The organism is Klebsiella sp. 141203 (assembly GCF_032601985.1).
GTDB classification, from domain to species: Bacteria; Pseudomonadota; Gammaproteobacteria; order Enterobacterales; family Enterobacteriaceae; genus Klebsiella; species Klebsiella aerogenes.
On sequence record NZ_JAQIRL010000004.1, the window covers coordinates 307,588 to 329,634 of the forward strand.

Annotated in this window: 20 protein-coding genes and 1 riboswitch; of the genes, 7 read left to right on the plus strand and 13 right to left on the minus strand. The window is 56.8% G+C overall.

The window, feature by feature from the left end; translation table 11 throughout:
• Positions 1-576 precede the first annotated feature (576 nt).
• The gene (locus PGR29_RS17905) at positions 577-1,674 is read left to right on the plus strand and encodes a serine hydrolase domain-containing protein (RefSeq protein ID WP_183269089.1); all 1,098 of its coding nucleotides are present in this window, start codon (positions 577-579) and stop codon (positions 1,672-1,674) included.
• 29 nt (positions 1,675-1,703) lie between these two features.
• On the opposite strand, the gene gorA is transcribed toward PGR29_RS17905, so the two are convergent.
• Positions 1,704-3,056, minus strand: a complete 1,353-nt coding sequence (gene gorA / locus PGR29_RS17910; protein ID WP_316425045.1) for a glutathione-disulfide reductase — start codon at positions 3,054-3,056, stop codon at positions 1,704-1,706.
• Between the two features lie 72 nt (positions 3,057-3,128).
• The gene (locus tag PGR29_RS17915) at positions 3,129-3,971 is read right to left on the minus strand and encodes a 23S rRNA (adenine(2030)-N(6))-methyltransferase RlmJ (RefSeq protein ID WP_015703746.1); all 843 of its coding nucleotides are present in this window, start codon (positions 3,969-3,971) and stop codon (positions 3,129-3,131) included.
• 175 nt (positions 3,972-4,146) lie between these two features.
• Between PGR29_RS17915 and prlC the strand changes: the two genes are divergently transcribed.
• Both prlC and rsmJ read left to right on the plus strand, forming a co-directional pair.
• A complete protein-coding gene (gene prlC / locus PGR29_RS17920; RefSeq protein ID WP_015369266.1) occupies positions 4,147-6,189 on the plus strand; it encodes an oligopeptidase A in 2,043 nt (680 codons plus the stop codon).
• 7 nt (positions 6,190-6,196) lie between these two features.
• Positions 6,197-6,949, plus strand: coding sequence for a 16S rRNA (guanine(1516)-N(2))-methyltransferase RsmJ (gene rsmJ / locus PGR29_RS17925; RefSeq protein ID WP_049052009.1), 753 nt, complete (start codon positions 6,197-6,199; stop codon positions 6,947-6,949).
• Positions 6,950-7,006: 57 nt separating this feature from the next.
• Here the strand turns inward: rsmJ and PGR29_RS17930 are convergent, their stop codons facing one another.
• Complete coding sequence (locus tag PGR29_RS17930) at positions 7,007-8,209, minus strand: NAD(P)/FAD-dependent oxidoreductase (RefSeq protein ID WP_087859009.1); 1,203 nt, start codon at positions 8,207-8,209, stop codon at positions 7,007-7,009.
• Between the two features lie 232 nt (positions 8,210-8,441).
• On the opposite strand from PGR29_RS17930, the gene PGR29_RS17935 reads away from it, so the two are divergent.
• A complete protein-coding gene (locus PGR29_RS17935) occupies positions 8,442-8,945 on the plus strand; it encodes an RrF2 family transcriptional regulator (protein WP_015369269.1) in 504 nt (167 codons plus the stop codon).
• Positions 8,946-8,985: 40 nt separating this feature from the next.
• On the opposite strand, the gene dtpB is transcribed toward PGR29_RS17935, so the two are convergent.
• Both dtpB and uspA read right to left on the minus strand, forming a co-directional pair.
• The gene (gene dtpB / locus PGR29_RS17940) at positions 8,986-10,458 is read right to left on the minus strand and encodes a dipeptide/tripeptide permease DtpB (protein ID WP_047076082.1); all 1,473 of its coding nucleotides are present in this window, start codon (positions 10,456-10,458) and stop codon (positions 8,986-8,988) included.
• A 266-nt stretch (positions 10,459-10,724) separates the two neighbouring features.
• Positions 10,725-11,162: a universal stress protein UspA gene (gene uspA / locus PGR29_RS17945; RefSeq protein WP_004145166.1), complete on the minus strand. Its 438-nt coding sequence runs from the start codon at positions 11,160-11,162 to the stop codon at positions 10,725-10,727.
• 383 nt (positions 11,163-11,545) lie between these two features.
• Between uspA and uspB the strand changes: the two genes are divergently transcribed.
• Positions 11,546-11,881 (plus strand): universal stress protein UspB, encoded by a 336-nt coding sequence (gene uspB, locus PGR29_RS17950; protein WP_015703743.1) that lies wholly within the window; start codon positions 11,546-11,548, stop codon positions 11,879-11,881.
• A 66-nt stretch (positions 11,882-11,947) separates the two neighbouring features.
• On the opposite strand, the gene pitA is transcribed toward uspB, so the two are convergent.
• Positions 11,948-13,444 (minus strand): inorganic phosphate transporter PitA, encoded by a 1,497-nt coding sequence (gene pitA, locus PGR29_RS17955; protein ID WP_045397146.1) that lies wholly within the window; start codon positions 13,442-13,444, stop codon positions 11,948-11,950.
• Between the two features lie 230 nt (positions 13,445-13,674).
• On the opposite strand from pitA, the gene PGR29_RS17960 reads away from it, so the two are divergent.
• A complete protein-coding gene (locus PGR29_RS17960; RefSeq protein ID WP_316425047.1) occupies positions 13,675-14,868 on the plus strand; it encodes an NAD(P)/FAD-dependent oxidoreductase in 1,194 nt (397 codons plus the stop codon).
• A gap of 40 nt (positions 14,869-14,908) precedes the next feature.
• On the opposite strand, the gene PGR29_RS17965 is transcribed toward PGR29_RS17960, so the two are convergent.
• Positions 14,909-15,922, minus strand: a complete 1,014-nt coding sequence (locus tag PGR29_RS17965; protein WP_015369274.1) for a magnesium transporter — start codon at positions 15,920-15,922, stop codon at positions 14,909-14,911.
• 56 nt (positions 15,923-15,978) lie between these two features.
• Positions 15,979-16,160: riboswitch (M-box (ykoK) riboswitch) on the minus strand.
• A gap of 168 nt (positions 16,161-16,328) precedes the next feature.
• Between PGR29_RS17965 and PGR29_RS17970 the strand changes: the two genes are divergently transcribed.
• Entirely contained in the window at positions 16,329-16,688 is a 360-nt protein-coding gene (locus PGR29_RS17970) for a type II toxin-antitoxin system HicB family antitoxin (protein WP_015703740.1), read from the plus strand.
• Positions 16,689-16,715: 27 nt separating this feature from the next.
• On the opposite strand, the gene nikR is transcribed toward PGR29_RS17970, so the two are convergent.
• From nikR to nikA, 6 genes are read right to left on the minus strand one after another with little or no spacing between them, the layout of a single operon-like run.
• Positions 16,716-17,117, minus strand: a complete 402-nt coding sequence (gene nikR / locus PGR29_RS17975; protein WP_087859011.1) for a nickel-responsive transcriptional regulator NikR — start codon at positions 17,115-17,117, stop codon at positions 16,716-16,718.
• Complete coding sequence (gene nikE, locus PGR29_RS17980) at positions 17,105-17,896, minus strand: nickel import ATP-binding protein NikE (RefSeq protein ID WP_316425048.1); 792 nt, start codon at positions 17,894-17,896, stop codon at positions 17,105-17,107. The genes nikR and nikE overlap by 13 nt, the downstream gene beginning before the upstream one ends.
• Complete coding sequence (locus PGR29_RS17985) at positions 17,893-18,657, minus strand: nickel import ATP-binding protein NikD (protein ID WP_113373987.1); 765 nt, start codon at positions 18,655-18,657, stop codon at positions 17,893-17,895. The genes nikE and PGR29_RS17985 overlap by 4 nt, the downstream gene beginning before the upstream one ends.
• Positions 18,657-19,490: a nickel ABC transporter permease subunit NikC gene (gene nikC / locus PGR29_RS17990; RefSeq protein ID WP_271032815.1), complete on the minus strand. Its 834-nt coding sequence runs from the start codon at positions 19,488-19,490 to the stop codon at positions 18,657-18,659. The genes PGR29_RS17985 and nikC overlap by 1 nt, the downstream gene beginning before the upstream one ends.
• Positions 19,487-20,431 (minus strand): nickel ABC transporter permease subunit NikB, encoded by a 945-nt coding sequence (gene nikB, locus PGR29_RS17995; RefSeq protein WP_087859095.1) that lies wholly within the window; start codon positions 20,429-20,431, stop codon positions 19,487-19,489. The genes nikC and nikB overlap by 4 nt, the downstream gene beginning before the upstream one ends.
• A complete protein-coding gene (nikA, locus tag PGR29_RS18000) occupies positions 20,431-21,999 on the minus strand; it encodes a nickel ABC transporter substrate-binding protein (RefSeq protein WP_087859015.1) in 1,569 nt (522 codons plus the stop codon). The genes nikB and nikA overlap by 1 nt, the downstream gene beginning before the upstream one ends.
• Between the last annotated feature and the right edge of the window lie 48 nt (positions 22,000-22,047).

The following is a 22,047-nucleotide window of genomic DNA, read 5'->3' on the forward strand; positions in this document are numbered from 1 at the left end:
CAGGTGGCGGATGCGCTGAAAGCGATCCCAAATCCTTTACTCAATCAGGCGATTACGATCAATATTTTGTCCGGGATCACCGGTTCATCCTCCGGTGGAATGAGTATTGCCCTGGCGGCGATGGCGGACCGCTTTGTGGAGTCGGCGCATGCTGCGGGGATCCCGCTGGAAGTGATGCACCGTGTGGCGTCGATGGCGGCGGGCGGCATGGATACATTGCCGCACAATGGCGCGATCATCACTCTGCTGGCGGTGACCGGACTGACGCATCGCCAGGCCTATAAACCGATTCTCGGTATCACGCTGTTTAAAATCCTCGGTGCCTTTTTCATTATCGGCATTTACTACGCCACCGGATTGGTATAAAGCCCGGGCCGTCGGCTATCTATGCCGACGGCCTTATTTATTTTTCAGCGTATTCGCTTTGCGCTGGCCGGGTAATGCCGCTACGATCCGCGTCTATTTTTTATCTCATCCCAAAAACGCGCGGCAGGTAGGTGAAGTTTGAACAAGCGGTTAGGCCTTGTGCTATTGGCATTACTGTTGGTTTCAGGCTGCTCCGGCACGCTGTCGCAAATGAGCCCTCCCAGCAATGAAACCAGCCTGGTGGGGCATAACGGGCAGCGGCTTTCCGTCGATACTTTCGTCAGCCATTACATGCGCGAGAAGCAGGTCAGCGGCGTGGTAGTGGCGATTATTCATCACAACGGTCCGGCGGAGTTTCACTGCTTCGGCGTGACGGATGAAAAGCAACGCTACCCGATAACTCCGCAAACGCTTTTTGCCCTCGGCTCTTTAAGTAAAGGCGTGACCGCTGAAGTGGTCACAATGCTGGTCAACGAGGGGCGTTTGCACTGGAACGATACGCTGCAAACCCTGCTGCCGCCGGGGACCGTGCTCAGCGACGACGCCCGCAAGATAACCTTGCTGCAACTGGTCACCCATACCTCCGGGCTGCCGCGTCAGCCGATGAACATGCTGTCGCTTGAGCATCTGTTGGCGTATCTCAACAATGGTGAAAACTTTTATCACGAACTTGATGCCGACGGCGTGCTGAGCTATCTGAGCAACTTCAATGCGCCGCTGGAGCGCGAGCCGGGTTATTCCAATCTTGGTTTTGCTATCCTGGGGTATATTCTCAAATACCAAACCGGCGAATCGATTGAGACGCTGGCTTCACGGATGATCTTCCGACCATTGGCGATGGGGAATACCAGCTTTCTGCCGCAAACGCTGCGCGAATATCCGTGGCGGGCGCTGGGGCACGCAGGCGATCAGCCGAAGTTTAAACCGCGCGGCGCGCTGACGCCGGACTGGCAGTTCACCAATAACATGGTTGGCGCGGCGAGTTTGTACAGCGATGCCGCCGATCTGATTAATTATGCCCGCGCTCACTTCGCGCCCACGGGGCAGACGGTGCTCGATAAGGCATTCAGGGACGTTAGCGTCGATTATTATCCGCGGCAAATTGAAGCAGCGAACATTGCCTGGGTGACCGACACATTTGGCCGGCAGCAATTGACCTATCAGGTGGGATACATCGGCGGCTATTCGAGCTATATCGGCTTCGATAAAGCGAATCAGAATGCGGTGGTGGTGCTGCAAAACAGCTTTAACTGGAGTAACTACATCGGCCATCAGATCCTACGTAATCTGGTGACGGAGTCAAAATGAAGCCCCGTCCTGAGACGGGGCTGCGCGGATTAACGCATGGTGACAAACTCTTCCGCTGCCGTCGGGTGAATGGCAACGGTGTTGTCGAAGTCTTTTTTGGTCGCGCCCATCTTCAGCGCTACCGCAAAGCCCTGCAGCATCTCATCCATTCCGAAGCCGATACCGTGAATACCGACAATCTTCTCTTCCGGGCCGACGCAGACCAGCTTCATGCGGCACGGCTGGCGGTGAGAGGTCACGGCGGTATACATCGCGGTGAAGGACGATTTGTACACCTTCACGGCATCATCGCCGTACTGCTCGCGCGCCTGCGGCTCGGTTAAGCCAACGGTGCCGATTGGCGGGTGGCTGAAGACCACGGTCGGGATGTTGCTGTAGTCCAGGTGCTCTTCCGGCTTGTTGTTAAACAGGCGTTCGGACAGACGACGGCCTGCCGCCACGGCGACCGGCGTCAGCTCGACGGCGCCGGTATTATCGCCCACCGCGTAGATACCCGGTACGTTGGTGTTCTGGAACTTATCAACGATGATGTAGCCTTTATCGTTGGTTTTAACGCCCGTTGCCGCCAGGTTGAAGTTATCGGTCGCCGGTTCGCGGCCAATCGCCCAAATCAGGCAATCTACGGTCTGGCTGCGGCCATCTTCCAGCTCCAGAGTCAGGCTGCCGTCGGCATTCTTGACTACCGCCTTCGGAATTGCGTTCGTGTGCAGCTGCGGGCCTTCGGCGTTCATCACTTCCACCAGAGTCTCAACGATCAGCGGATCGAAGCTACGCAGCGGCGCGTGTTTACGCACGAACAGGTGCGTTTCGGCGCCGAGGCCGTTAATCACACCGGCCAGTTCAACGGCAATATAGCCCGCGCCGACTACCGCTACGCGCTTCGGCAGCGCCGGCAGTTCGAAGAAACCGTCGGAATTAATACCGTATTCCACACCCGGAATGTTCGGGTGGCTCGGGCGGCCGCCGGTGGCGATCAGGATATGATCGGCGGTAATGGTCTCGCCGTTGACTTCCACGGTATGGGCATCGACAAAGCGAGCGAACCCTTTGATAACATCAACTTTATTCTTACCCAGCACGTTGTCGTAAGAGGTATGAATACGGTCGATATAGGCGCTGCGGCTGGCGACCAGCTTATCCCAGTCGAAATGATTGATGGTGGTATCGAAACCGTAATCCGGGCCATACAGGTGGATTGCTTCGCGGATCTGCGCCGCATGCCACATTACTTTTTTCGGCACGCAGCCGACGTTGACGCAGGTGCCGCCCAGCTCTTTGGCTTCAATCAGCGCGCACTTCTGGCCGTACATCGCCGCACGGTTAATCGAGGCGATACCGCCGCTGCCGCCGCCGATGGCGAGGTAATCATAATGTTTGCTCATGCCCATATGTCCTTAATCGTTAATTTCCGCGATTGTAGCGCGAGGCTTAAAAGGTTCCACCGATGGTTGCGATTACTCCGGTACGATCCAACTCACGGTCGCGTGACCGGTACCGGCTGGAACCAGTTTGCTGTGCAGCCACGGCAGTACGTTATTCATCTGCTGTTCCAGCTTCCATGGCGGGTTGATGACGATCATCCCGGAGGCGGTCATGCCGCGCTGGTCGCTGTCCGGACGCACCGCCAGCTCGATTTGCAGAATTTTGCGAATACCGGTGGCTTCTAAATCTTTAATCATGCGTTTGATCTGCGCGCGCAGCACCACCGGATACCACAGCGCGTAGGTGCCGGTGGCGAAGCGTTTATAACCTTCGTTGATCCCAGTGACCACCGCCTGATAATCGGTTTTAATTTCGTACGGCGGATCGATAAGAATCAGACCGCGACGGGAAACCGGCGGCAGCTTGGCCTTCAGCTGCTGATAGCCATCGGCTTTATCGACGCGCGCGCGGCTGTCTTTCTGGAACTCGGCGCGCAGCAGCGGGAAATCGCTCGGGTGCAGTTCGGTCATCTGCAGGCTGTCCTGCTCGCGCAGCAGTTGGCGCGCGATAAGCGGCGAACCAGGGTAGTAACGCAGTTGGCCGCTGCGGTTGAAGTGCTCGACGACCGAAATATACGGCTCCAGCTCGGTCGGTAGATCGTCCTGCTGCCAGATACGGGCGATGCCTTCAAGGTATTCGCCGGTACGTTCGGCGTGCTCGCCGCTCAGCTGATAGCGGCCCGCGCCGGCGTGGGTGTCCAGGTAGAGAAACGGTTTTTCTTTCTCTTTCAGCGATTCAATGATCAAACTCTGAACGGTGTGTTTAAGGACGTCGGCGTGGTTGCCTGCGTGAAAGCTGTGGCGATAACTGAGCATGGATGCAGAGATTCCGGAAATAAACAAGTTAACCGACAGTTTACCGCAGTTCGCCCAGGATTGCCGCTGTCGCACCGCCTGTCATTGAAATTCCCGCAACTATCCCCCATTCTAGATCTCATGCAAAAGCGCCGGAACGCGCGCTTCATTCACCCTCTTCAACAGGACAGCGCATATGACCAATCCATTACTGACGCCTTTTTCATTGCCGCCATTTTCTGCAATCAAACCGGAGCACGTGGTCCCTGCGGTCACCAAAGCGCTGGATGATTGCCGGGCTGCGGTGGAAAGCGCGGTGGCGCACGGCGCGCCGTATAGCTGGGAAAATCTTTGCCAGCCGCTGGCGGAAGTGGACGATGTGCTGGGACGCATCTTCTCGCCAATCAGCCATTTGAATTCGGTAAAAAACAGCCCGGAGCTGCGTGAAGCCTACGAACAGACGCTGCCGCTGCTCTCCGAGTACAGCACCTGGGTCGGCCAGCATGAAGGTCTGTATAAAGCCTACCGCGACCTGCGCGACGGCGACAACTACGCCACCTTGAATACCGCGCAGAAAAAAGCGGTCGATAACGCGCTGCGCGATTTTGAATTATCCGGGATTGGCCTGCCGGCAGAAGCGCAGAAACGCTACGGCGAAATCGCCGCGCGCCTCTCTGAACTTGGCAATCTGTACAGCAACAACGTGCTTGATGCCACCATGGGCTGGAACAAGCTGGTGACCGACGTCGCCGACCTCGCAGGCATGCCGGAAAGCGCGCTGGCCGCCGCTCAGGCCCAGGCGCAGGCGAAAGAGCAGGAAGGGTATCTGCTGACCCTGGATATTCCGAGCTACCTGCCGGTGATGACCTACTGCGATAACCAGGCGCTGCGCGAAGAGATGTATCGCGCCTATTCCACCCGCGCCTCCGATCAGGGGCCGAACGCCGGTAAATGGGATAACAGCCCGGTGATGGCGGAGATCCTCGCGCTGCGTCACGAGCTGGCGCAACTACTGGGCTTTGACAGCTACGCCTTTAAATCTCTGGCCACCAAAATGGCCGAAAACCCGCAGCAGGTGCTCGATTTCCTGACCGACCTCGCAAAACGCGCGCGTCCGCAGGGCGAGAAAGAGCTGGCTCAGCTGCGTGCTTTCGCCAAAGCCGAGTTTGGCGTCGATGAACTGCAGCCGTGGGATATCGCTTACTACAGCGAAAAACAGAAGCAGCATCTCTACAGCATCAGCGATGAGCAGCTGCGCCCGTATTTCCCGGAAAACAAAGCCGTTAACGGCCTGTTTGAAGTGGTTAAGCGTATTTATGGTATTACCGCCAAAGAGCGTACCGATGTCGATGTGTGGCATCCGGAAGTGCGTTTCTTCGAGCTGTATGACGAAAATAACGAGCTGCGCGGCAGCTTCTATCTTGACCTGTATGCCCGCGAACATAAACGCGGCGGGGCGTGGATGGATGACTGCGTCGGCCAGATGCGTAAGCTGGATGGTTCCCTGCAGAAACCGGTCGCTTATCTAACCTGTAACTTCAACCGTCCGGTAAACGGTAAACCGGCGCTGTTCACGCACGATGAAGTGATCACCCTGTTCCACGAGTTCGGCCATGGTCTGCATCATATGCTGACCCGCATTGATACTGCCGGCGTTTCCGGCATCAGCGGGGTGCCGTGGGATGCGGTCGAGCTGCCGAGCCAGTTTATGGAAAACTGGTGCTGGGAGCCGGAAGCGCTGGCCTTTATCTCCGGTCATTACGAAACCGGTGAACCGCTGCCGCAGGAGCTGTTGGAGAAAATGCTGGCGGCGAAAAACTACCAGGCGGCGATGTTTATTCTCCGCCAGCTGGAGTTCGGTCTGTTCGATTTCCGTCTACACGCGGAATATTCGCCGGAGCAGGGGGCGAAAATCCTCGAGACGCTGGCCGAGATTAAAAAACAGGTCGCCGTGGTGCCGGGCCCAACCTGGGGGCGCTTCCCGCATGCGTTCAGCCATATCTTCGCGGGTGGCTATGCCGCGGGCTACTACAGCTATCTGTGGGCCGATGTATTGGCGGCAGATGCCTTCTCACGCTTCGAAGAAGAGGGGATTTTCAACCGTGAAACCGGTCAGTCATTCCTCGACAATATCCTGAGCCGCGGCGGTTCCGAAGAGCCCATGGAGCTGTTCAAACGCTTCCGCGGGCGCGAGCCGCAGCTGGACGCGATGCTTGAGCATTACGGGATCAAAGGCTGATTGCTACGTGAAGATCTGCTTAATTGATGAAACAGGCGCCGGTGACGGCGCCTTATCTGTTTTGGCCGCCCGTTGGGGGCTGGAGCATGATGCTGAGAATCCGATGGCGCTGGTGCTGACGGACGCGCATCTGGAGCTGCGTAAGCGCGATGAACCCAAGCTTGGCGGCATCTTTGTCGATTTCGTCGGCGGCGCGATGGCCCATCGGCGCAAGTTTGGCGGCGGCCGCGGTGAAGCGGTAGCCAAAGCGGTGGGCATTAAAGGCGATTATCTCCCGGATGTTGTCGACGCTACCGCCGGGCTGGGGCGTGATGCCTTCGTGCTGGCGTCGGTCGGCTGTCGCGTGCGGATGCTGGAGCGTAATCCGGTGGTCGCCGCGCTGCTCGACGATGGTTTGAAACGTGGCTATGCCGATGCGGAGATCGGCGGCTGGCTGCAGGAGCGCTTACAGCTGATTCATGCCTCCAGCCTCAATGCGTTGACCGATATCACCCCGCGCCCGCAGGTGGTTTATCTGGATCCGATGTTTCCCCATAAGCAGAAAAGCGCGCTGGTCAAAAAAGAGATGCGGGTATTTCAGTCGCTGGTGGGGCCGGATTTAGACGCCGATGGTCTGTTGGCGCCGGCTCGACAGCTGGCGACCAAACGAGTGGTGGTGAAGCGTCCGGACTATGCGCCGCCGCTGGCGGATGTCGCCACGCCGAACGCGGTGGTGACCAAAGGACATCGTTTTGATATTTATGCCGGTACGCCGGCGTAATTTTTCGCCATTGTGATATCACCCGGCTCGCGTAGCGCAAGCCGGGAACCGCAATACTTAAACAAACGGCGCCAGCGGATCGGCAATCTCAAACGCGGCGGCTTTATCGGCTTTCGGCGGATAGATAAGTTCGCTGACGATCGACACCTTCACCTTTTTTGCCTCTTCGCGCGTCAGTTTCACCTGCTGATCCCAACCCTCAGTGTAAACCGCGCCCCAGGCGCCGAGATCCAGACAGGTAACGTAGGTTTCCTGGCGATAGGGCAGCGGCGCGACGCCCAGCAGGCCGGCGGCGGCGTTATTACCGGCGAATTTACCGAGCAGGATAGCGTGCTGGCAAGTCATCAGGGCGTGATTGCCCTTATCATCGGTCGCGGCATAGGCCACGTCGCCGGTCGCGTAGATATCATCGTAACCCACCACCTGTAGTTCGGCGTTGACATGTAGACGCCCTTGACGGTCGCGCGGCGCATCGATTTGCGCTGTTAGATTATTCGCCTGCACGCCGACGGTCCAAATCACGGTCTGCGAGTCGATACGCTTTCCGTCTTTCAGGTTCACGCCAGCGGCATCGACGCTTGCCACTTCAGCATTCACAAGCCACTCGACGCCCAGTTCTTTTGAGGCCTGAATGATGACTTCACGCAGCGCATCGCTGTATCGAGAGCCCGGCTGCGGACCGCGTTCAACTACGACTACTCTGGTCTTAGAATTCGAGCCGAAGATCGCGCGCAGCTTGGTCGGTAATTCCATCGCCATCTCGATACCGGTAAAGCCGCCGCCGCAGACTACCACGGTGTTGCGCGCATCGCTTTGCGGACGCTGTGCTAAAGCAATTAAGTGGTTTTCCAGCGTCGTAGCGCTTTCGAGCTGATCGAGGTCGAAAGCGTGCTGTGCCGCGCCCGTGACCATCGCGCGGTTGACGTGACTACCGCTCGCCAGGACTAAACGATCCCAGTACTGAGCGTGGCTTTCGCCGTTGCTATCGGTCCAGGTTACCGTTTTATCCGCGGGATGGATCTGCGACACGCTGCCACGAAGAAAACGGATCCCGGTAGCATCGAACAGTGGCTGTAGTGGCGCAACCAGCGACGGTACGTCGCTTTCGTAGAAACGAGGACGAATGCGCAGCTCAGGCTGCGGCGCAATGACTGTGATATCAACGGCCTGCTGTTGATTTTTTTCCGCTAAACGCGCGGCGCTCAGGGCCGCCCACATCCCGGCAAAACCGGCGCCTACGATCAGGATTTGTTTACGCATCTTTTTTTCACTCGCTGTTAACTACGATTCATTTACTCGGATTTTATTGGTCGTAGTTAAGAAAAGCAACGCCTCTCACGCGATCCTGAGGATCCTTTAGCAGCGTTTTTATTTAATATACTGATAAATAATAAATTAAATTTTTGTCTTGCGAGGGGAGATATCAGATATCTGGAATGAGGCGGTGGGAAAAGCTACAATAACTCAGATTAATATTGGCTGAGATAAGTGAATGGCATTTTACAGTTCCGGAGTTGAGTACGGCATCCATAGCCTGATGTGTATGGTGGACAGCAAAGGCGACGCCCGCGATATGAGCGTGCGCGAAATCGCCGAGCTGCAAAACGTGCCCTACGATTATCTGGCCAAGATTTTTACCCGCCTATCGAAAGCGGGCCTGGTGCGCAGTATTGAAGGCAAAGGCGGCGGCTTTCAGCTTGCCAGAGCGGCTGAGCACATCACCGTGTTGGATGTTGCCAACGCTATTGATGGCGAAAAGCGTATTTTCGAGTGCCGTGAGATCCGCCAGCGTCTTGCGGTGTTTGATGAGCAGCCGCCGCAGTGGGCCTGCGAAGGTATTTGCGGTGTGCGTGCGGTCATGGATATGGCGCAGCAGCGAATGGAAGAGGCGTTAGGCCAGCATACTATCCTCGATCTGGCGCGTAAGATGTACCGTAAAGCGCCGGATGAGTTTGTGATTGAAGTGCAGGAGTGGATCGCGGCGCGTAAGAACTAGGCCGCGCGCCCCGGCGGTTGTCGCCGGGGCGGCTAACGGGTTACTCGGCGCTGGCCGGGGTATTGATCATCCGGTTCAGCCACGGCACCATAAAGGCCATCACCACCGTCACCGCCAGGGTCACGAGGCCAATTTTACTAAACACGTTGGTGTAGATCGGCAGCGTCTGCAGCGGGTCGGTTATATTTTCCGGCACCGCGGTGAAGGTCGCGACATAGCCGCCCATCAGGAACGCGGCGGCCTGTGTCAGGAACCACATCCCCAGAATAAAGCCCATCAGCCGCTGCGGAACCAGCGCGGCGACCATCGCCAGTCCCAGGGCGCTAATCAGCAGTTCGCCGAGACTCTGGAACAGATAAACCAGCACGATAAACCATGGCGAGGTGAGCCCCTGCGGGTCGGCAAACCACATCCCGGCCGCGGCGGCGGTCAGAAAGCCCAGCGCGCAGAGGAACATGCCGAGAGTGAATTTCATCGGCATGGTCAGGTCTTTACCTTTGTTGCCAAGACGGGTGTAGATAGCCGCCAGTACCGGGCTGGCGACCACCACCCAGAACGGGTTCAACGCCTGGAAACTCACCGGGTTAATCGCGATGCCGAGAATGTCGTGATGCACGTTATTGATGGCGAAGAAGTTCAGCGAGGTTGGCATCTGGGCGTACAGGATATAAAACACCACCGCTTCGAGCATCAGGATGAAGGCGACGAACATCTTGTTGCGGCCGGTTTTATCGAGGCGGAAGGCTTCGCGGAAGAAGAAAATCGTCACCACGATGGACAGCACAATCAGCACCAGGTTGGCGATTTTAACGTTATGCATCAGCCAGGCGCAGAGGAAAATCATCACCACGGTGCCGACCAGCACGTACAGCAGATTACGGAAACTCAGCGGCTGATGATCCGGGGTTGAACCGATATCTTTCACCATTCCGCGGCAGGCGAAGTAGACCAGCAGCGCGACGATAAGCCCGGCGCCGCACAAGTTGTAGGTCACCGCGTAGCCGAACTTATCGGCAATAACCGGCGCCAACGACAGCGACAGTAGCGAGCCGATGTTAATCGACATATAAAACAGGGTGAAGGCGCCGTCGAGACGGGCGTCTTTCGGCGGATAGCATTTTGACAGTAGGCTCGCTGGATTGGCTTTAAACAGCCCATTGCCGACGGCGATAGTGCCAAGCGCGATAAAGATAAGGTCGGGTTTGAGCAGCGACAGGCCGGTCATAAAGTAGCCGATAGCCAGCACGACGGCGCCGAGCACCAGCGTGCGTTTGGTTCCCAGCAGATGGTCACCGACATAGCCGCCGATGGAAATGAGGCCGTAGACCAGCGCCGCAAAGGCGCCAAAGGTGATAAATGCCTGTTCCTGAGAGAAACCAAGCTGTTTAACAAAGAACACCGCCAGGATGCCCTGGACGCCGTAATAGCCAAAACGCTCCCATAACTCTACAAAAAAGATCATGAAGAACGGACGGGGTTGCTGCAGCAAGCCCGTAGGTGCAGTTGTTTTCATATTCCTTCGCCTTTTAGTGCTATCCCAAAAAGTATGAACGCGTCTGCCAAAACGCGCCGAAAAAGTCTGATGGCCCGTAATGATGCGGCCATTGGCTGAATGTATAGATTATTATATAGATATTAATTCTAATAAATGGTTGATCACACTAACTGATATTAATTATCTGGATTGATATCCTGATGGGGTCAATGGGATTCAGGCGGGATGCAGCATAAAAACAAAAACGCCCGCAGGCGCGGGCGTTGGCTGGCGAGGAAAAGCGATTATTCGTCTTCTTCGTCGCGCAGCGGTACGATCAGCATATCAACGTGAACGGTGTTGATCAGCTGACGCGCGGAGGACATCAGCTTGCTCCAGAAGTCCTGATGGTGACCGCAGACCACCAGGTCCATATCATATTTTTTAATCGCGTCGACCAGCACCTGGCCAAGATCGCCGCTGCCGCTCAGGGTTTCGGTAATCGGGTAGCCGGCGTTGGTGGAAAGCTCGGTCAGCGCGTGGTGCGTCTCTTCAGAGATGCGTTTCTGCATGTCGCCCAGATTGACATCGATAAGACCGGTGTAGAGGTCGGAGTAATTCACATCCACGTGAATCAGGGAAACTTTCGCATTGTAGGGACGCGCCATAGAAACCGCTTTCTCTACCAGCACTTTGCTTTCCGGTGATAGGTCTACTGCAATAAGAATGTGTTTGTAAGCCATAGTGTTACTCCTTCCATAAGTTGTCGATGACCGTTGGACCAGACAGCCTGTGCTGTCGATTCGCCCGCGTCCTGCAAGCTAGATTCGCGGGGGGTAAGCCTTTAAGGACTTAATTGTAGAAGATAATTTCTACAATATAGCGCCCCTCGCACTCCGTCAATGCACCTGGTTCACCGTTAGTTAAACAAATTATTCCGTCTTACGTATTGATAACGATTAACCTTGTGGTAAAAAAATTAACTGATCTCCTACACTATTTAATGAGCCGGTCGGATAAATAAACGTGACCGGAATCGCACTCTTTTACTGTACGGTGGGTTGGATGATATTGGGGAGCGGTAGTCCCGGAGGGATCTCCGTGGATGGGTCGCCGGGGAGGAAGTATGATCAGCACTGTTGCGCTGTTTTGGGCCCTGTGTATCGTTTGTGTGGTGAATATGGCACGTTACTTCTCATCGTTGCGTGCATTATTGGTTGTGCTACGTGGTTGCGATCCCTTGCTCTATCAATATGTTGATGGCGGAGGTTTTTTCACCTCGCATGGGCAGCCCAGTAAACAAATGCGGCTGGTTTGGTATATCTATGCCCAACGATATCGCGATCATCATGATGACGAGTTTATTCGTCGCTGTGAGCGTGTTCGCCGGCAGTTCATCCTGACCAGCGCGCTGTGTGGTCTGGTGCTGGTGAGTATGATTGCGTTGCTTATCTGGCATTGAGCCGTGCTGAATAGACGGCAAAAAAAATGGGCCAGTTTCCTGACCCATTTTTCGCATGACTACTGCTTAGATAAGCTTCAGAGCCAGCCAGTACAGCACGCCTGACAGCAAAATGGCTGCCGGCAGGGTGAGTACCCATGCCATCAGAATGCTGGTGACGGTTTTCTTCTGCAGACCGCCGCCATCAACGAGCATTGTCCCCGCAACCGAGGAAGAGAGCACGTGGGTGGTGGAAACCGGCATCCCGGTGTAGCTGGCAAGGCCGATAGACACCGCGGCGGTCATCTGGGCGGACATACCTTGCGCGTAGGTCATACCCTTCTTACCAATCTTCTCGCCGATGGTGGTCGCCACGCGGCGCCAGCCGATCATGGTGCCAATACCCAGCGCCAGCGCGACCGCCATAATGATCCAGATTGGCGCGTACTCGATGGTGCTCAGCATATCGGTTTTCAGTTTCTTCAGCAGGCGCTGGTCGTCAGAGCTCACATCCGGCAGTTTTGCCACTTTGTCGGTGGTGTCGGAGATGCAGAGCATAATACGACGCAGCTGGCCGCGCTGATCCACTGACAGCGAATCGTAGCTTTCCGTTCCGGTGAGCATCGTCTTCACGCGGTCAAGCGCATTGATTGTGTTCGCCGGATGGCAGTGGAACTCGCCGTTGGCCGCGGTGTTGGTCTCCGGTGACGGAACCAGTTGATCAACGCCGGTGGCTTTCTTCAGCAGCTCAGGGCGCTGTTGGAAGAAGGTTTCCACGTTGTTGACCGCATCGCGGGTACGAGTGATTTCGTAACCAGATGCGTTCATGTTGACCACGAAGCCCGCCGGCGCGACGCCAATCAGTACCAGCATGACCAGACCAATGCCTTTCTGCCCATCGTTGGCGCCGTGCGAGAACGACACGCCGATAGCGGACAGGATCAGCGCGATACGGGTCCAGAACGGCGGTTTTTTCTTACCGTCTTTCTTTTCGCGTTCCGCTGGGGTCAGGTGGATACGAGCGCGTTTTTTGGTACCGCTCCAGTAACGACGCAGAATGAAAATCAGGCCGCCTGCTACCACCAGGCCAACGATCGGCGAGACGATGAGCGAGGCAAAAATGCCGATGACTTTCGGGATATTCAGCGCATCAACCACTGAAGTACCGGTCATCAGCGCATTGGTTAAACCAATACCGATGATGGCGCCAATCAGGGTGTGAGAACTGGAGGCCGGGAGGCCGAAATACCAGGTTCCGAGGTTCCAGATGATTGCCGCCAGCAGCATAGAGAACACCATGGCGAGGCCATGTGCGGAACCCATGTTAAGCAGCAGGTCCGTTGGCAGCATATGCACGATGGCATAGGCTACGCTGAGGCCGCCCAGCAGAACGCCGAAAAAGTTGAAGAGTGCCGCCATCGCAACAGCAAGCTGCGACCGCATTGCGCGAGTGTAGATCACCGTTGCAACAGCGTTTGCGGTATCATGAAAACCGTTAATCGCTTCGTAAAACAGTACAAAAGCTAAAGCAAGCAATAATAATAGTCCGGTATGTAAATCCAGACCGGCAAATAAATGTAGCATAGGACGTTACGCCATTTTGAGGACATGAACGCGGCGCATTATCAGTGACTTTAGCGGCGCGGGCAAAGTGAAATATAGACTTTTTTTGATTTTCTTCCTGTTTGGGTTTTACCCGATTGGGAGTAATCCTATATCTTTCAAAGACGTAACTGATTGTTGTTTTTTTCGTGCTGGTGCGACCAGAGTGAAATATTTACAATTCCCGACAATTCGGGAATGAGGAAAGTTGAGTGGAAAGGTTTGATGCCATTGTGATCGGCGCCGGTGCGGCGGGAATGTTTTGTGCGGCGCAGGCGGGGCAGTTGGGCTGCAGTGTACTGCTGCTCGATAATGGCAAAAAGCCGGGGCGCAAAATCCTGATGTCCGGCGGTGGCCGCTGCAACTTTACCAACATGTATGTCGAGCCCGCGGCGTATCTCAGCCAAAACCCGCATTTTTGCAAATCTGCGCTGGCGCGCTACACCCAGTGGGACTTTATCGAGCTGGTTGGCAAATATGGCATCGCCTGGCATGAGAAGACCTTAGGTCAGCTGTTTTGCGATGATTCAGCGGAGCAAATCGTCAACCTGCTGTTGTCTGAATGTGAAAAAGGCGGCGTACAGATCCGTCTGCGCAGCGAAATTCTCAGCGTCGAACGCGATGAACAAGGCTACCGGCTACAGGTGAACGGCGAAACGCTGGCGGCGAAGAAGCTGGTAATCGCCTCCGGCGGTCTGTCGATGCCGGGGCTGGGCGCATCGCCGTTTGGTTACAAGGTGGCCGAGCAGTTCGGCCTGAAGGTGCTGCCAACCCGCGCCGGGCTGGTGCCGTTTACTCTGCATAAACCGCTGCTTGAACAGCTGCAGGTGCTTTCCGGCGTTTCGGTGCCAGCTACCATTACCGCCGAGAACGGTATGCTGTTCCGCGAAAATTTGCTGTTTACCCATCGCGGCCTTTCCGGCCCGGCGGTGCTGCAGATTTCCAGCTACTGGCAGCCCGGTGAGTTTGTCACCGTCAACCTGCTGCCGGACTGCGATCTTGAGGCATTCCTCAACGAGCAGCGGGGCGATCATCCGAACCAAAGCCTGAAAAACACCCTTGCGATGCAGTTGCCGAAGCGGCTGGTCGAATGTTTACAGCAGCTTGGGCAGATACCTGATGTAACACTAAAACAACTGAACGTTCGCGATCGGCAGATGCTGGTGGAGACGTTAACTGCCTGGCGCGTGCAGCCGAACGGCACTGAAGGTTATCGTACTGCGGAAGTGACGCTCGGCGGTGTGGATACCAACGAACTTTCGTCACGTACTATGGAAGCGCGTAAAGCGCCGGGGCTTTACTTTATCGGTGAAGTGATGGACGTCACCGGCTGGCTCGGCGGCTATAACTTCCAGTGGGCGTGGTCAAGCGCCTGGGCCTGCGCGCAGGCGCTGGCGGAAGTTTAATCGAAAAAGCCCGGGCATCAGGATGCCCGGGCTTTTTCGATCAGTTCAGCCCAAGAAAATACTGGGCGATTTTGAAATAGATAATCAGCCCGGTGCCATCAATCAGCGTGGCGATAAACGGCGCGGAAACCACCGCCGGGTCGATACCGATCCGCTTAAGCAACATCGGAATAACCGAAGACACCACCGCGCTCCACAGAGTAATGCAGACCAGCGTCAGGCTGACGATCAGCGTGATTTCCATGCCAATCCCCATCATCCAGGCGCGCAGGCAGCCCGCCAGACCCAGTGTCAGGGCAATCAGAAACGAGGTCGACACCTCTTTGCGGATTACCCGTCCCATGTCACGTAAGCGGACTTCACCCAACGCCATCGAACGCACCAGCGTTGAGGTTATCTGAGTTCCGCTGTTGCCGCCGGTGCCGATCAGTAACGGGATGAAGAAGGCCAGCGCGATGGCCGATTCCAGCGCCTCTTCAAAATGCTGCAGTACGCTGCTGGTGTAGGCTTCGGCCACAAACAGCAGCAATAGCCAGACCGAACGTTTCTTCCACAGCGTCCACGGACTGATTTCCAGATACGGTTTTTCCAGCGGTAGCGTCGCCCCCTGCAGCTGGGCGTCTTCGGTGACGTCATCCTCCAGCAGATGAGCAATTTCTTTTTCCATCAGGCAGCCGACCAGCTCGCCTTTATCGACAACCGGCACCAGATCGAGGCCGCGCTCGGTGAGTTCGGCAATGACCTGAGGACGCTCATCGTCGGGTTTAACGCGGAACAGACAGCTGTCCATCAGGTAGCGAATAGACTGGCCTACCTCTGCCTCCTGCAATAGTTTTTTGACCGATAAGCTGCCGCGCAGCTTGTTACCAGCGACGACAAATACCTGGCCGGGGATATCGTCGCTGGCGAGCTGCGAGATAAAGTGTTCACGCGCCTCATGGACGCTGAAATGTTCCTGCAGCGTAATAAAGTCGGTACGCATGTACTGGGCGATCGCATCGCCGTCGAAGCCAGAGGTCGCCTGATGCGCGGCGCAGAGTTGAATGGAAGACATGATTAAAATCCCTATAAAAAATCACTCATAGGGGCGAACAAGACAGGGTTAGCGCAGGCAGATCCCTACGTCCTGGTTTTAGCACTGCATAACGTATCTGAACGGTTATGACCGCCAGAAGTTACCTTGGCAACACCTTGATTCGATGGAAGCCTGTATTTCCCTGAGTGGTCTCTCTCGATACCAACAGGGCGGTAACTTGTATTTATGCAGGAGCCTCGCCATAACGAGATCGTTAAATGAGGCGCCATTATTGGCGAACAGGGATAATTAACAAAGTGTATAGTTTATGTGGTTTATCAACTGTTGATAAACAAAGTTTGCCTGGTAAGAAGTTGACTTCACATTGTGCTATCAGAAAAATGATTTCAGTAGGTGAACTCATGCGGCAAGGAGGGGTAAAACCATGATCAAACCTAAAACGCCAAATTCAATGGAGATTGCCGGGCAGCCTGCTGTTATCAACTACGTGCCTGAACTCAATGCATTCCGCGGTAAGTTCCTGGGATTATCAGGATATTGCGATTTTGTTTCCGATAGCATTCAAGGGTTACAACAGGAGGGCGAGATATCATTACAGGAATATCTTGCTGATTGTCGTGAAGCGGGCATCGAGCCTTATGCTCAGCCGGAAAAGTTGAAAACCTTCACATTGCGCTATCCTGAATCATTTGGTGAGCGTCTTAGCTCCGCCGCTGCAGAGGAGCAGGTTTCCGTAAATACCTGGATCCTTGAGACGCTCAATGAACGTCTCAAACAGGCTTAAAACAGTCTGCATCAAATTGCCATCGTTTTAATTATCATCCGCTAAACACCGCAAATGCCCATGCCGCACGCCGCGCTGGGCAATCACCTCGTCGGCAAAATGCTGTACTTCGTCCATGTTGCCTTTCAGCACCGCGATCTCCAGACAGTCATCATGATTGATGTGGACATGTAACGTGGCGACCGAAAGATCGTGATGCTGATGCGAAGAGGCGACCAGCCGGCTCGCCAGTTCGCGTTTTTCATGCTCATACACGTACGACAGGACCGCATAGCCGCGCTGCGCCGCCTGCTGTAGCGGATTGTGGTGGAGCGCGTCACGCAGAATATCGCGCACCGCTTCCGAGCGGTTGTGGTAGCCGCGGTGGGCGCTGTGCGCGTCGAGCGCGGTCAGCAGGTCATCATCCAGAGTCAGGGTTACGCGCTGCATGGCATGGCCTCGTTAAGCAGAGTGTTGGGAAAGGGCGGGAGCACCGCGCGCTGTAGCGCCTGTCCGGCAGCGGATGTAAGGCGCAGCGGCAGACTAACCGTTGCCGTTTCAACGATGCGTCCGCTATCCATCACCAGCACCCGCTGGCAAAAACGCTCCACCAGCCGCAGGTCGTGGGTGATAAACAGGCAGGCGGTGGCGAACTGCGCCTGCAGGCGTTTGAGCAGGGCGATAATTTCCGCCTGAAGCATTAGATCGAGATTCGATACCGCTTCGTCGAGAATTAATAGCTGCGGACGGACCACCAGCGCCCGCGCCAGGCACACGCGCTGCAGCTGTCCGCCGCTGAGCTGCGCCGGACGCTTGTCGAGCAGCGCCGGGGCGAGATCAACCGCAAGCAATATCTCCTCCACCCGCTGCGTACGCTCATCGCGCGATAAACTAAACAGGTGCCGCAGCGGCTCGCTGATAATCTCGCGTACCGTTTTGCGCGGATTCACCGCGCTAATGGCATCCTGAAACACCAACTGAATATCGCGGCGAAAGGCGCCGGTCGCTTCCCCCTTCAGGGAGGTCAACGACGCGCCGCGCCAGGCGACATCGCCATACCGCGGCGTTTCGAGACCGACCAGCATCCGCGCCAGGGTACTTTTGCCGCAGCCGCTGCGCCCGAGCAGCGCCACCGTTTCACCGGGGGCGATGTCGAACTGGATATCGCGCAATACCGGGCCATGATGAGGGTAATCGTGGCTCACTGCGTTTACGCTGAGTAAATTCATGGTGTTTTCTCCAGACCATACAGCGCCAGATGGGCGGCCAGCAGGCGCTGGCTGAGCGGGTGCTGTGGGGCGCTAAATAGCGTGTTGACGTCGCAGCGTTCAACGAGACGGCCGTTTTCCATCACCGCCACGTCATGCGCCAGACGGGCGACAACGCCCATATCATGCGTCACCAGCAGCAGCCCCTGCCCGCGGTTGGCGACGATATCCGCCAGCAGGTCGAGAATGCGCGCTTGGGCAACGGCATCAAGGTCGGTGGTCGGTTCGTCGGCGATAATAAACGGCGCGCGGCTGAGCAGGGCCAGGGCCACCATCATCCGCTGCAGCATGCCGCCGCTCATCTCGAAGGGGTAGCGCTTAAGTAGCGAGAGCGGATTTTCCAGCCCCACTTCTTCCATCGTCGCCAGCAGGGCGGCGTTATTGACTTCGTAACCCGCCGCCCGGCAGGTTTCCCGCGCGTGCGCCGCCATGGTATGTAGCGGATTAAAGGCGCTGCGCGGATTTTGCATAATGGTGGCGATGATCGAGCCGCGCAGCTGTTCACCATACACCGGGATACCATCGAGCAGCACCCGGCCCGCGATTTGCCTGACGCCAGGCGGTAAAATACCGAGCGTGGCGGCGCAGGTCAGTGATTTACCGCTGCCGCTACTGCCGAGCAGCGCCAGAACCTGACCGCGGCGCAGGGTAAGGGAAACGTCGCTGACCAGCGGACGGTCGGCGACGAGCGAAAGTTGTTCCAGTTGGATCTTTTGCGGCATCAGTGGTTATGCTCCGCGATCAGCTGAGGATCGAGACGATCGCGCAGCGCGTCGCCCACCAGGTTAAAAGCCATCACGCTGATAAACAGCGCCAGCCCGGGCCAGACCATTTGCAGCGGCTGCGTCCAGATATACTGACGGGCGTCGTTGATCATCACCCCCCATTCCGCCGTCGGCGCGCTGACGCCGAGGCCGAGGAACGACATACCGGCCACGTGCAGCATCATATGACCGATATCCAGCGAGGCGAGCACCAGTAGCGAAGGGATCACCGCGCCGGCCAGATGGTCACGGAACAAGGGCCAATGTCCCGCGCCGCTCAGGCGCGCGGCGAGAATAAACTCGCGCTGGCGCAGAGAGACCACCAGGTTACGCACCATCCTTGCGTACCAGGCCCAGTGCGACAGCGCAATGGCGATAATCACGTTGCTAAGACCGGTACCGAGTACGCCGACCATAAAGAACGACAGTATTGAGGTTGGGAAGGTCATAAATAGTTCGGCCAGGCGCATCAGGCCGCGATCGACGCGGCCGCCCACCATCCCGGCGCTGCCGCCGACCGCAAGGCCTATCAGCAGCACCAGCAGAAGGCAGGCCATCACCGCGCCCAGCGAGACTCGGGTGGCGGCGAGAAGGCGCGAGAAAATATCCCGGCCGAGATGATCGGTGCCGAGCCAGTGGGCGTCACCTGGAGAGAGCAGACGTTGATGGAGATCGATGGCCGCCGGGTCATAGGGCAGCCACCAGCCGCTGCTCATGGCGATTGCCGCCAGCAGCGCAATAATGAGTAGCGCCAGTTTTACCGGCCAGCGGAAGGTTGCGAACAGCGTCATACTGTAGCCTCCTCATGGCGACGCAGACGCGGATCGAGCGCGGCGTTAAGCAGGTCGACCGCCAGATTGGCCAGCACGAACACCGCCACCATCATCAGGGTGAAGCACTGGATAACCGGATAGTCGCGATTGAAAATCGCGGAAACCGCATAGCGACCGACGCCGGGCCAGGCGAAGATATTTTCGATGATCATCGTGCCGCCAATCAGCTCGCCGATGTGCATACCCAGCGCCGTCACTACCGGCAATGTCGCGTTACGCAGCACGTGTCGCCGCTCCACCTGACTTTCGCTCAGCCCGCGCAGACGCGCCCAGACCACGTGGCGCTGGCTGGACACTTCCAGCATGCTGGCGCGCAGCAGACGGGCATTGATCGCCAGCGACATCAGGGCGATGGAAAACGCCGGCAGCAGCAGATGTCGCCAGCCGCCGTAGCCCATTGCCGGCAGCCAGCGCAGATGGACGGAAAAGAGCATCACCAGCAAAAAGGCCAGCCAGAAGTTGGGCATTGAGACGCCGAGGAAGGCAATCAAACGTACGGCGAAATCGGGTAATCGGTCGCGATGGCGCGCGGCCCAGATCCCCAGCGGCAGCGAGGTCAGCAGAATAATCACCAGCGCCGCGCCGGTGAGCTGTAGCGTCGCGGGCAAAAAATGCAGCAGGTCGTCCAGCACCGGGCGCTGGCTGGCGTAGGAGACGCCAAAATCGAGATGCAGCGCGCGCCACAGCCAGTGTAGATACTGTAGCGCCAGCGGCTGATTGAGCCCGAGCTGCTCGCGGGTAGCGGCAATCATTTCGCTGGTGGGCGGCACGTTAGAAAGGCGCAAATAGTCCAGCGCCGGGTCGCCGGCGCCAAGACGTAACAACAGGAAGATGATCGCCGAGGCGGCAAGCAGCATCAGCGGCAGCGGTAGCAGGCGGCGAAGGAGATATTTCAACATCATGGTGTCACCGGCGTAATGAGCTCTAACGGCAGATCGGTGGTCACCGGCGCGAAGGGCACTTCGCCCAGCGTTTTGCGGGCGACGGACATCAGCGAGACGTAGCTTATCGGCAGATAGACCGCTTCGTTGTGCAGACGGGTGAGGATATCGCGATACAGTTCGCGACGGCGGCCTTCGTCGGTGGTAGTCAGTACCTCTCCTATCTCTTGATCAATCACTGCTTTATCCGGCAGGCCGCGCTGCGCCTGATAGTCGGCGTGCGAAGCGACGCGCATTGAGCTCATAAACGCGTGCGGGTCGAAGGGCGCGCCCCAGGTATGGTTGAAGATCATCGTGAAGCGGCCATCGTGCTGGCGGGCATAGATACTGCTCTCCTCTTCGCCGACCAGCCCGACATCGATACCTACCTGGCGCAGGTCGGCCTGGATAATTTCCGCCATCGACTTAGCCAGCGCATCGGTGCCGATAAAAGCCAGTTCAAGTCGCAACGGGCGCCCGTCTTTTTCACGAATATCCTTGCCGGATATTCGTTTCCAGCCAGCGCTTTCCAGTAGCGTTCGGGCTTTATCTGGATTGAAGCGGCGCGGCGGCAGATCATCCGGCGCGTAAGGTACCGACGGTGCGAAAAGCGCGTCGGCGACCTGCTGAGTGCCGTACAGCACGCCGTCAATGAGCGCCTGTTTATTGACGGCATAGTTAAGCGCCTCGCGTACCGCCAGTTCATTCGTTGGCGCTTGCAGCGTATTGAGCGCCAGCATCACGGTTTGCGACGGGGCGGAAAGACGCGTGCGGTACTCGTCCTGCTGGCGAAAACGGGCGAACGTATCCAGCGGCAGTAGCCCTTCATCGCCGTATAGCAGATCAACTTCACCGGTTTCAAAGGCGACCGCCCGGCTGGTGGCATCGGGGATCACTTTCACGGTGACTTTCTCAAGCGCCGGTTTTTTGCCCCAGTAGCGCGGGTTGCGTACCAGTACATCCTGCTGATTAAGCTGCGAGCTGGCCAGCATCCACGGACCGGTGCCGATGGGCGCCTTGATGCCTCGCTGCGTACTACCGTCAACAAACTGCGAGGGGGCGATAAAACGAAACGGGCGGGGAAGGGCGAGTTCCTGTAGGAACGGGTAGTAGGCGCTTTTCAGGGTGATTTGTAGTTCGTTATCGCTGAGCGCTTGAACGTCCGTTATTTGATTGGTCAACTCCAGCCAGGCGTGCCGCTGGCGGTTGGCCAGCACCGCCTGAAAATTGGCCACCGCGGCCTGGGCGTTAAAAGGTTCGCCGTTGGAGAAGTAGACATCATCCCGCAGGGTGAAACGCCAGATTTTACCATCGGCTGAGTGGATCCAGCGGGTAGCCAGCCAGGGGGTAACCCGGCCATTAGCCTGATATTTGACTAGCGGCTCATACACCATACTTTGGGCGAACATTTGGTTCGGCGTATACAAATGTGGATTAAGAGGACCGACGTTAACCGGCCAGGCGATGGCGATTTCATGCATGGCGGCGGGCGCGAGCAGAGGAATGCAGGCGCAGAGCGCCAGCAAGGTGGTGCGGAAAATAGACAAGGTTTACATCCAGAAGGAACGAAAAGTATGACGATTTTAATAATTTGT

Coding starts and splice junctions, on each gene's coding strand:
- uspB (WP_015703743.1), top strand. CDS start 11,546: ATGATCAGCACTGTTGCGCTGTTTTGGGCCCTGTGTATCGTTTGTGTG.
- nikC (WP_271032815.1), bottom strand. CDS start 19,490: ATGACGCTGTTCGCAACCTTCCGCTGGCCGGTAAAACTGGCGCTACTC.
- nikR (WP_087859011.1), bottom strand. CDS start 17,117: ATGCAGCGCGTAACCCTGACTCTGGATGATGACCTGCTGACCGCGCTC.
- PGR29_RS17985 (WP_113373987.1), bottom strand. CDS start 18,657: ATGCCGCAAAAGATCCAACTGGAACAACTTTCGCTCGTCGCCGACCGT.
- pitA (WP_045397146.1), bottom strand. CDS start 13,444: ATGCTACATTTATTTGCCGGTCTGGATTTACATACCGGACTATTATTA.
- PGR29_RS17915 (WP_015703746.1), bottom strand. CDS start 3,971: ATGCTCAGTTATCGCCACAGCTTTCACGCAGGCAACCACGCCGACGTC.
- uspA (WP_004145166.1), bottom strand. CDS start 11,162: ATGGCTTACAAACACATTCTTATTGCAGTAGACCTATCACCGGAAAGC.
- PGR29_RS17905 (WP_183269089.1), top strand. CDS start 577: ATGAGCCCTCCCAGCAATGAAACCAGCCTGGTGGGGCATAACGGGCAG.
- prlC (WP_015369266.1), top strand. CDS start 4,147: ATGACCAATCCATTACTGACGCCTTTTTCATTGCCGCCATTTTCTGCA.
- nikE (WP_316425048.1), bottom strand. CDS start 17,896: ATGAATTTACTCAGCGTAAACGCAGTGAGCCACGATTACCCTCATCAT.
- dtpB (WP_047076082.1), bottom strand. CDS start 10,458: ATGAAAACAACTGCACCTACGGGCTTGCTGCAGCAACCCCGTCCGTTC.
- PGR29_RS17965 (WP_015369274.1), bottom strand. CDS start 15,922: ATGTCTTCCATTCAACTCTGCGCCGCGCATCAGGCGACCTCTGGCTTC.
- nikB (WP_087859095.1), bottom strand. CDS start 20,431: ATGTTGAAATATCTCCTTCGCCGCCTGCTACCGCTGCCGCTGATGCTG.
- PGR29_RS17930 (WP_087859009.1), bottom strand. CDS start 8,209: ATGCGTAAACAAATCCTGATCGTAGGCGCCGGTTTTGCCGGGATGTGG.
- PGR29_RS17935 (WP_015369269.1), top strand. CDS start 8,442: ATGGCATTTTACAGTTCCGGAGTTGAGTACGGCATCCATAGCCTGATG.
- gorA (WP_316425045.1), bottom strand. CDS start 3,056: ATGAGCAAACATTATGATTACCTCGCCATCGGCGGCGGCAGCGGCGGT.
- PGR29_RS17970 (WP_015703740.1), top strand. CDS start 16,329: ATGATCAAACCTAAAACGCCAAATTCAATGGAGATTGCCGGGCAGCCT.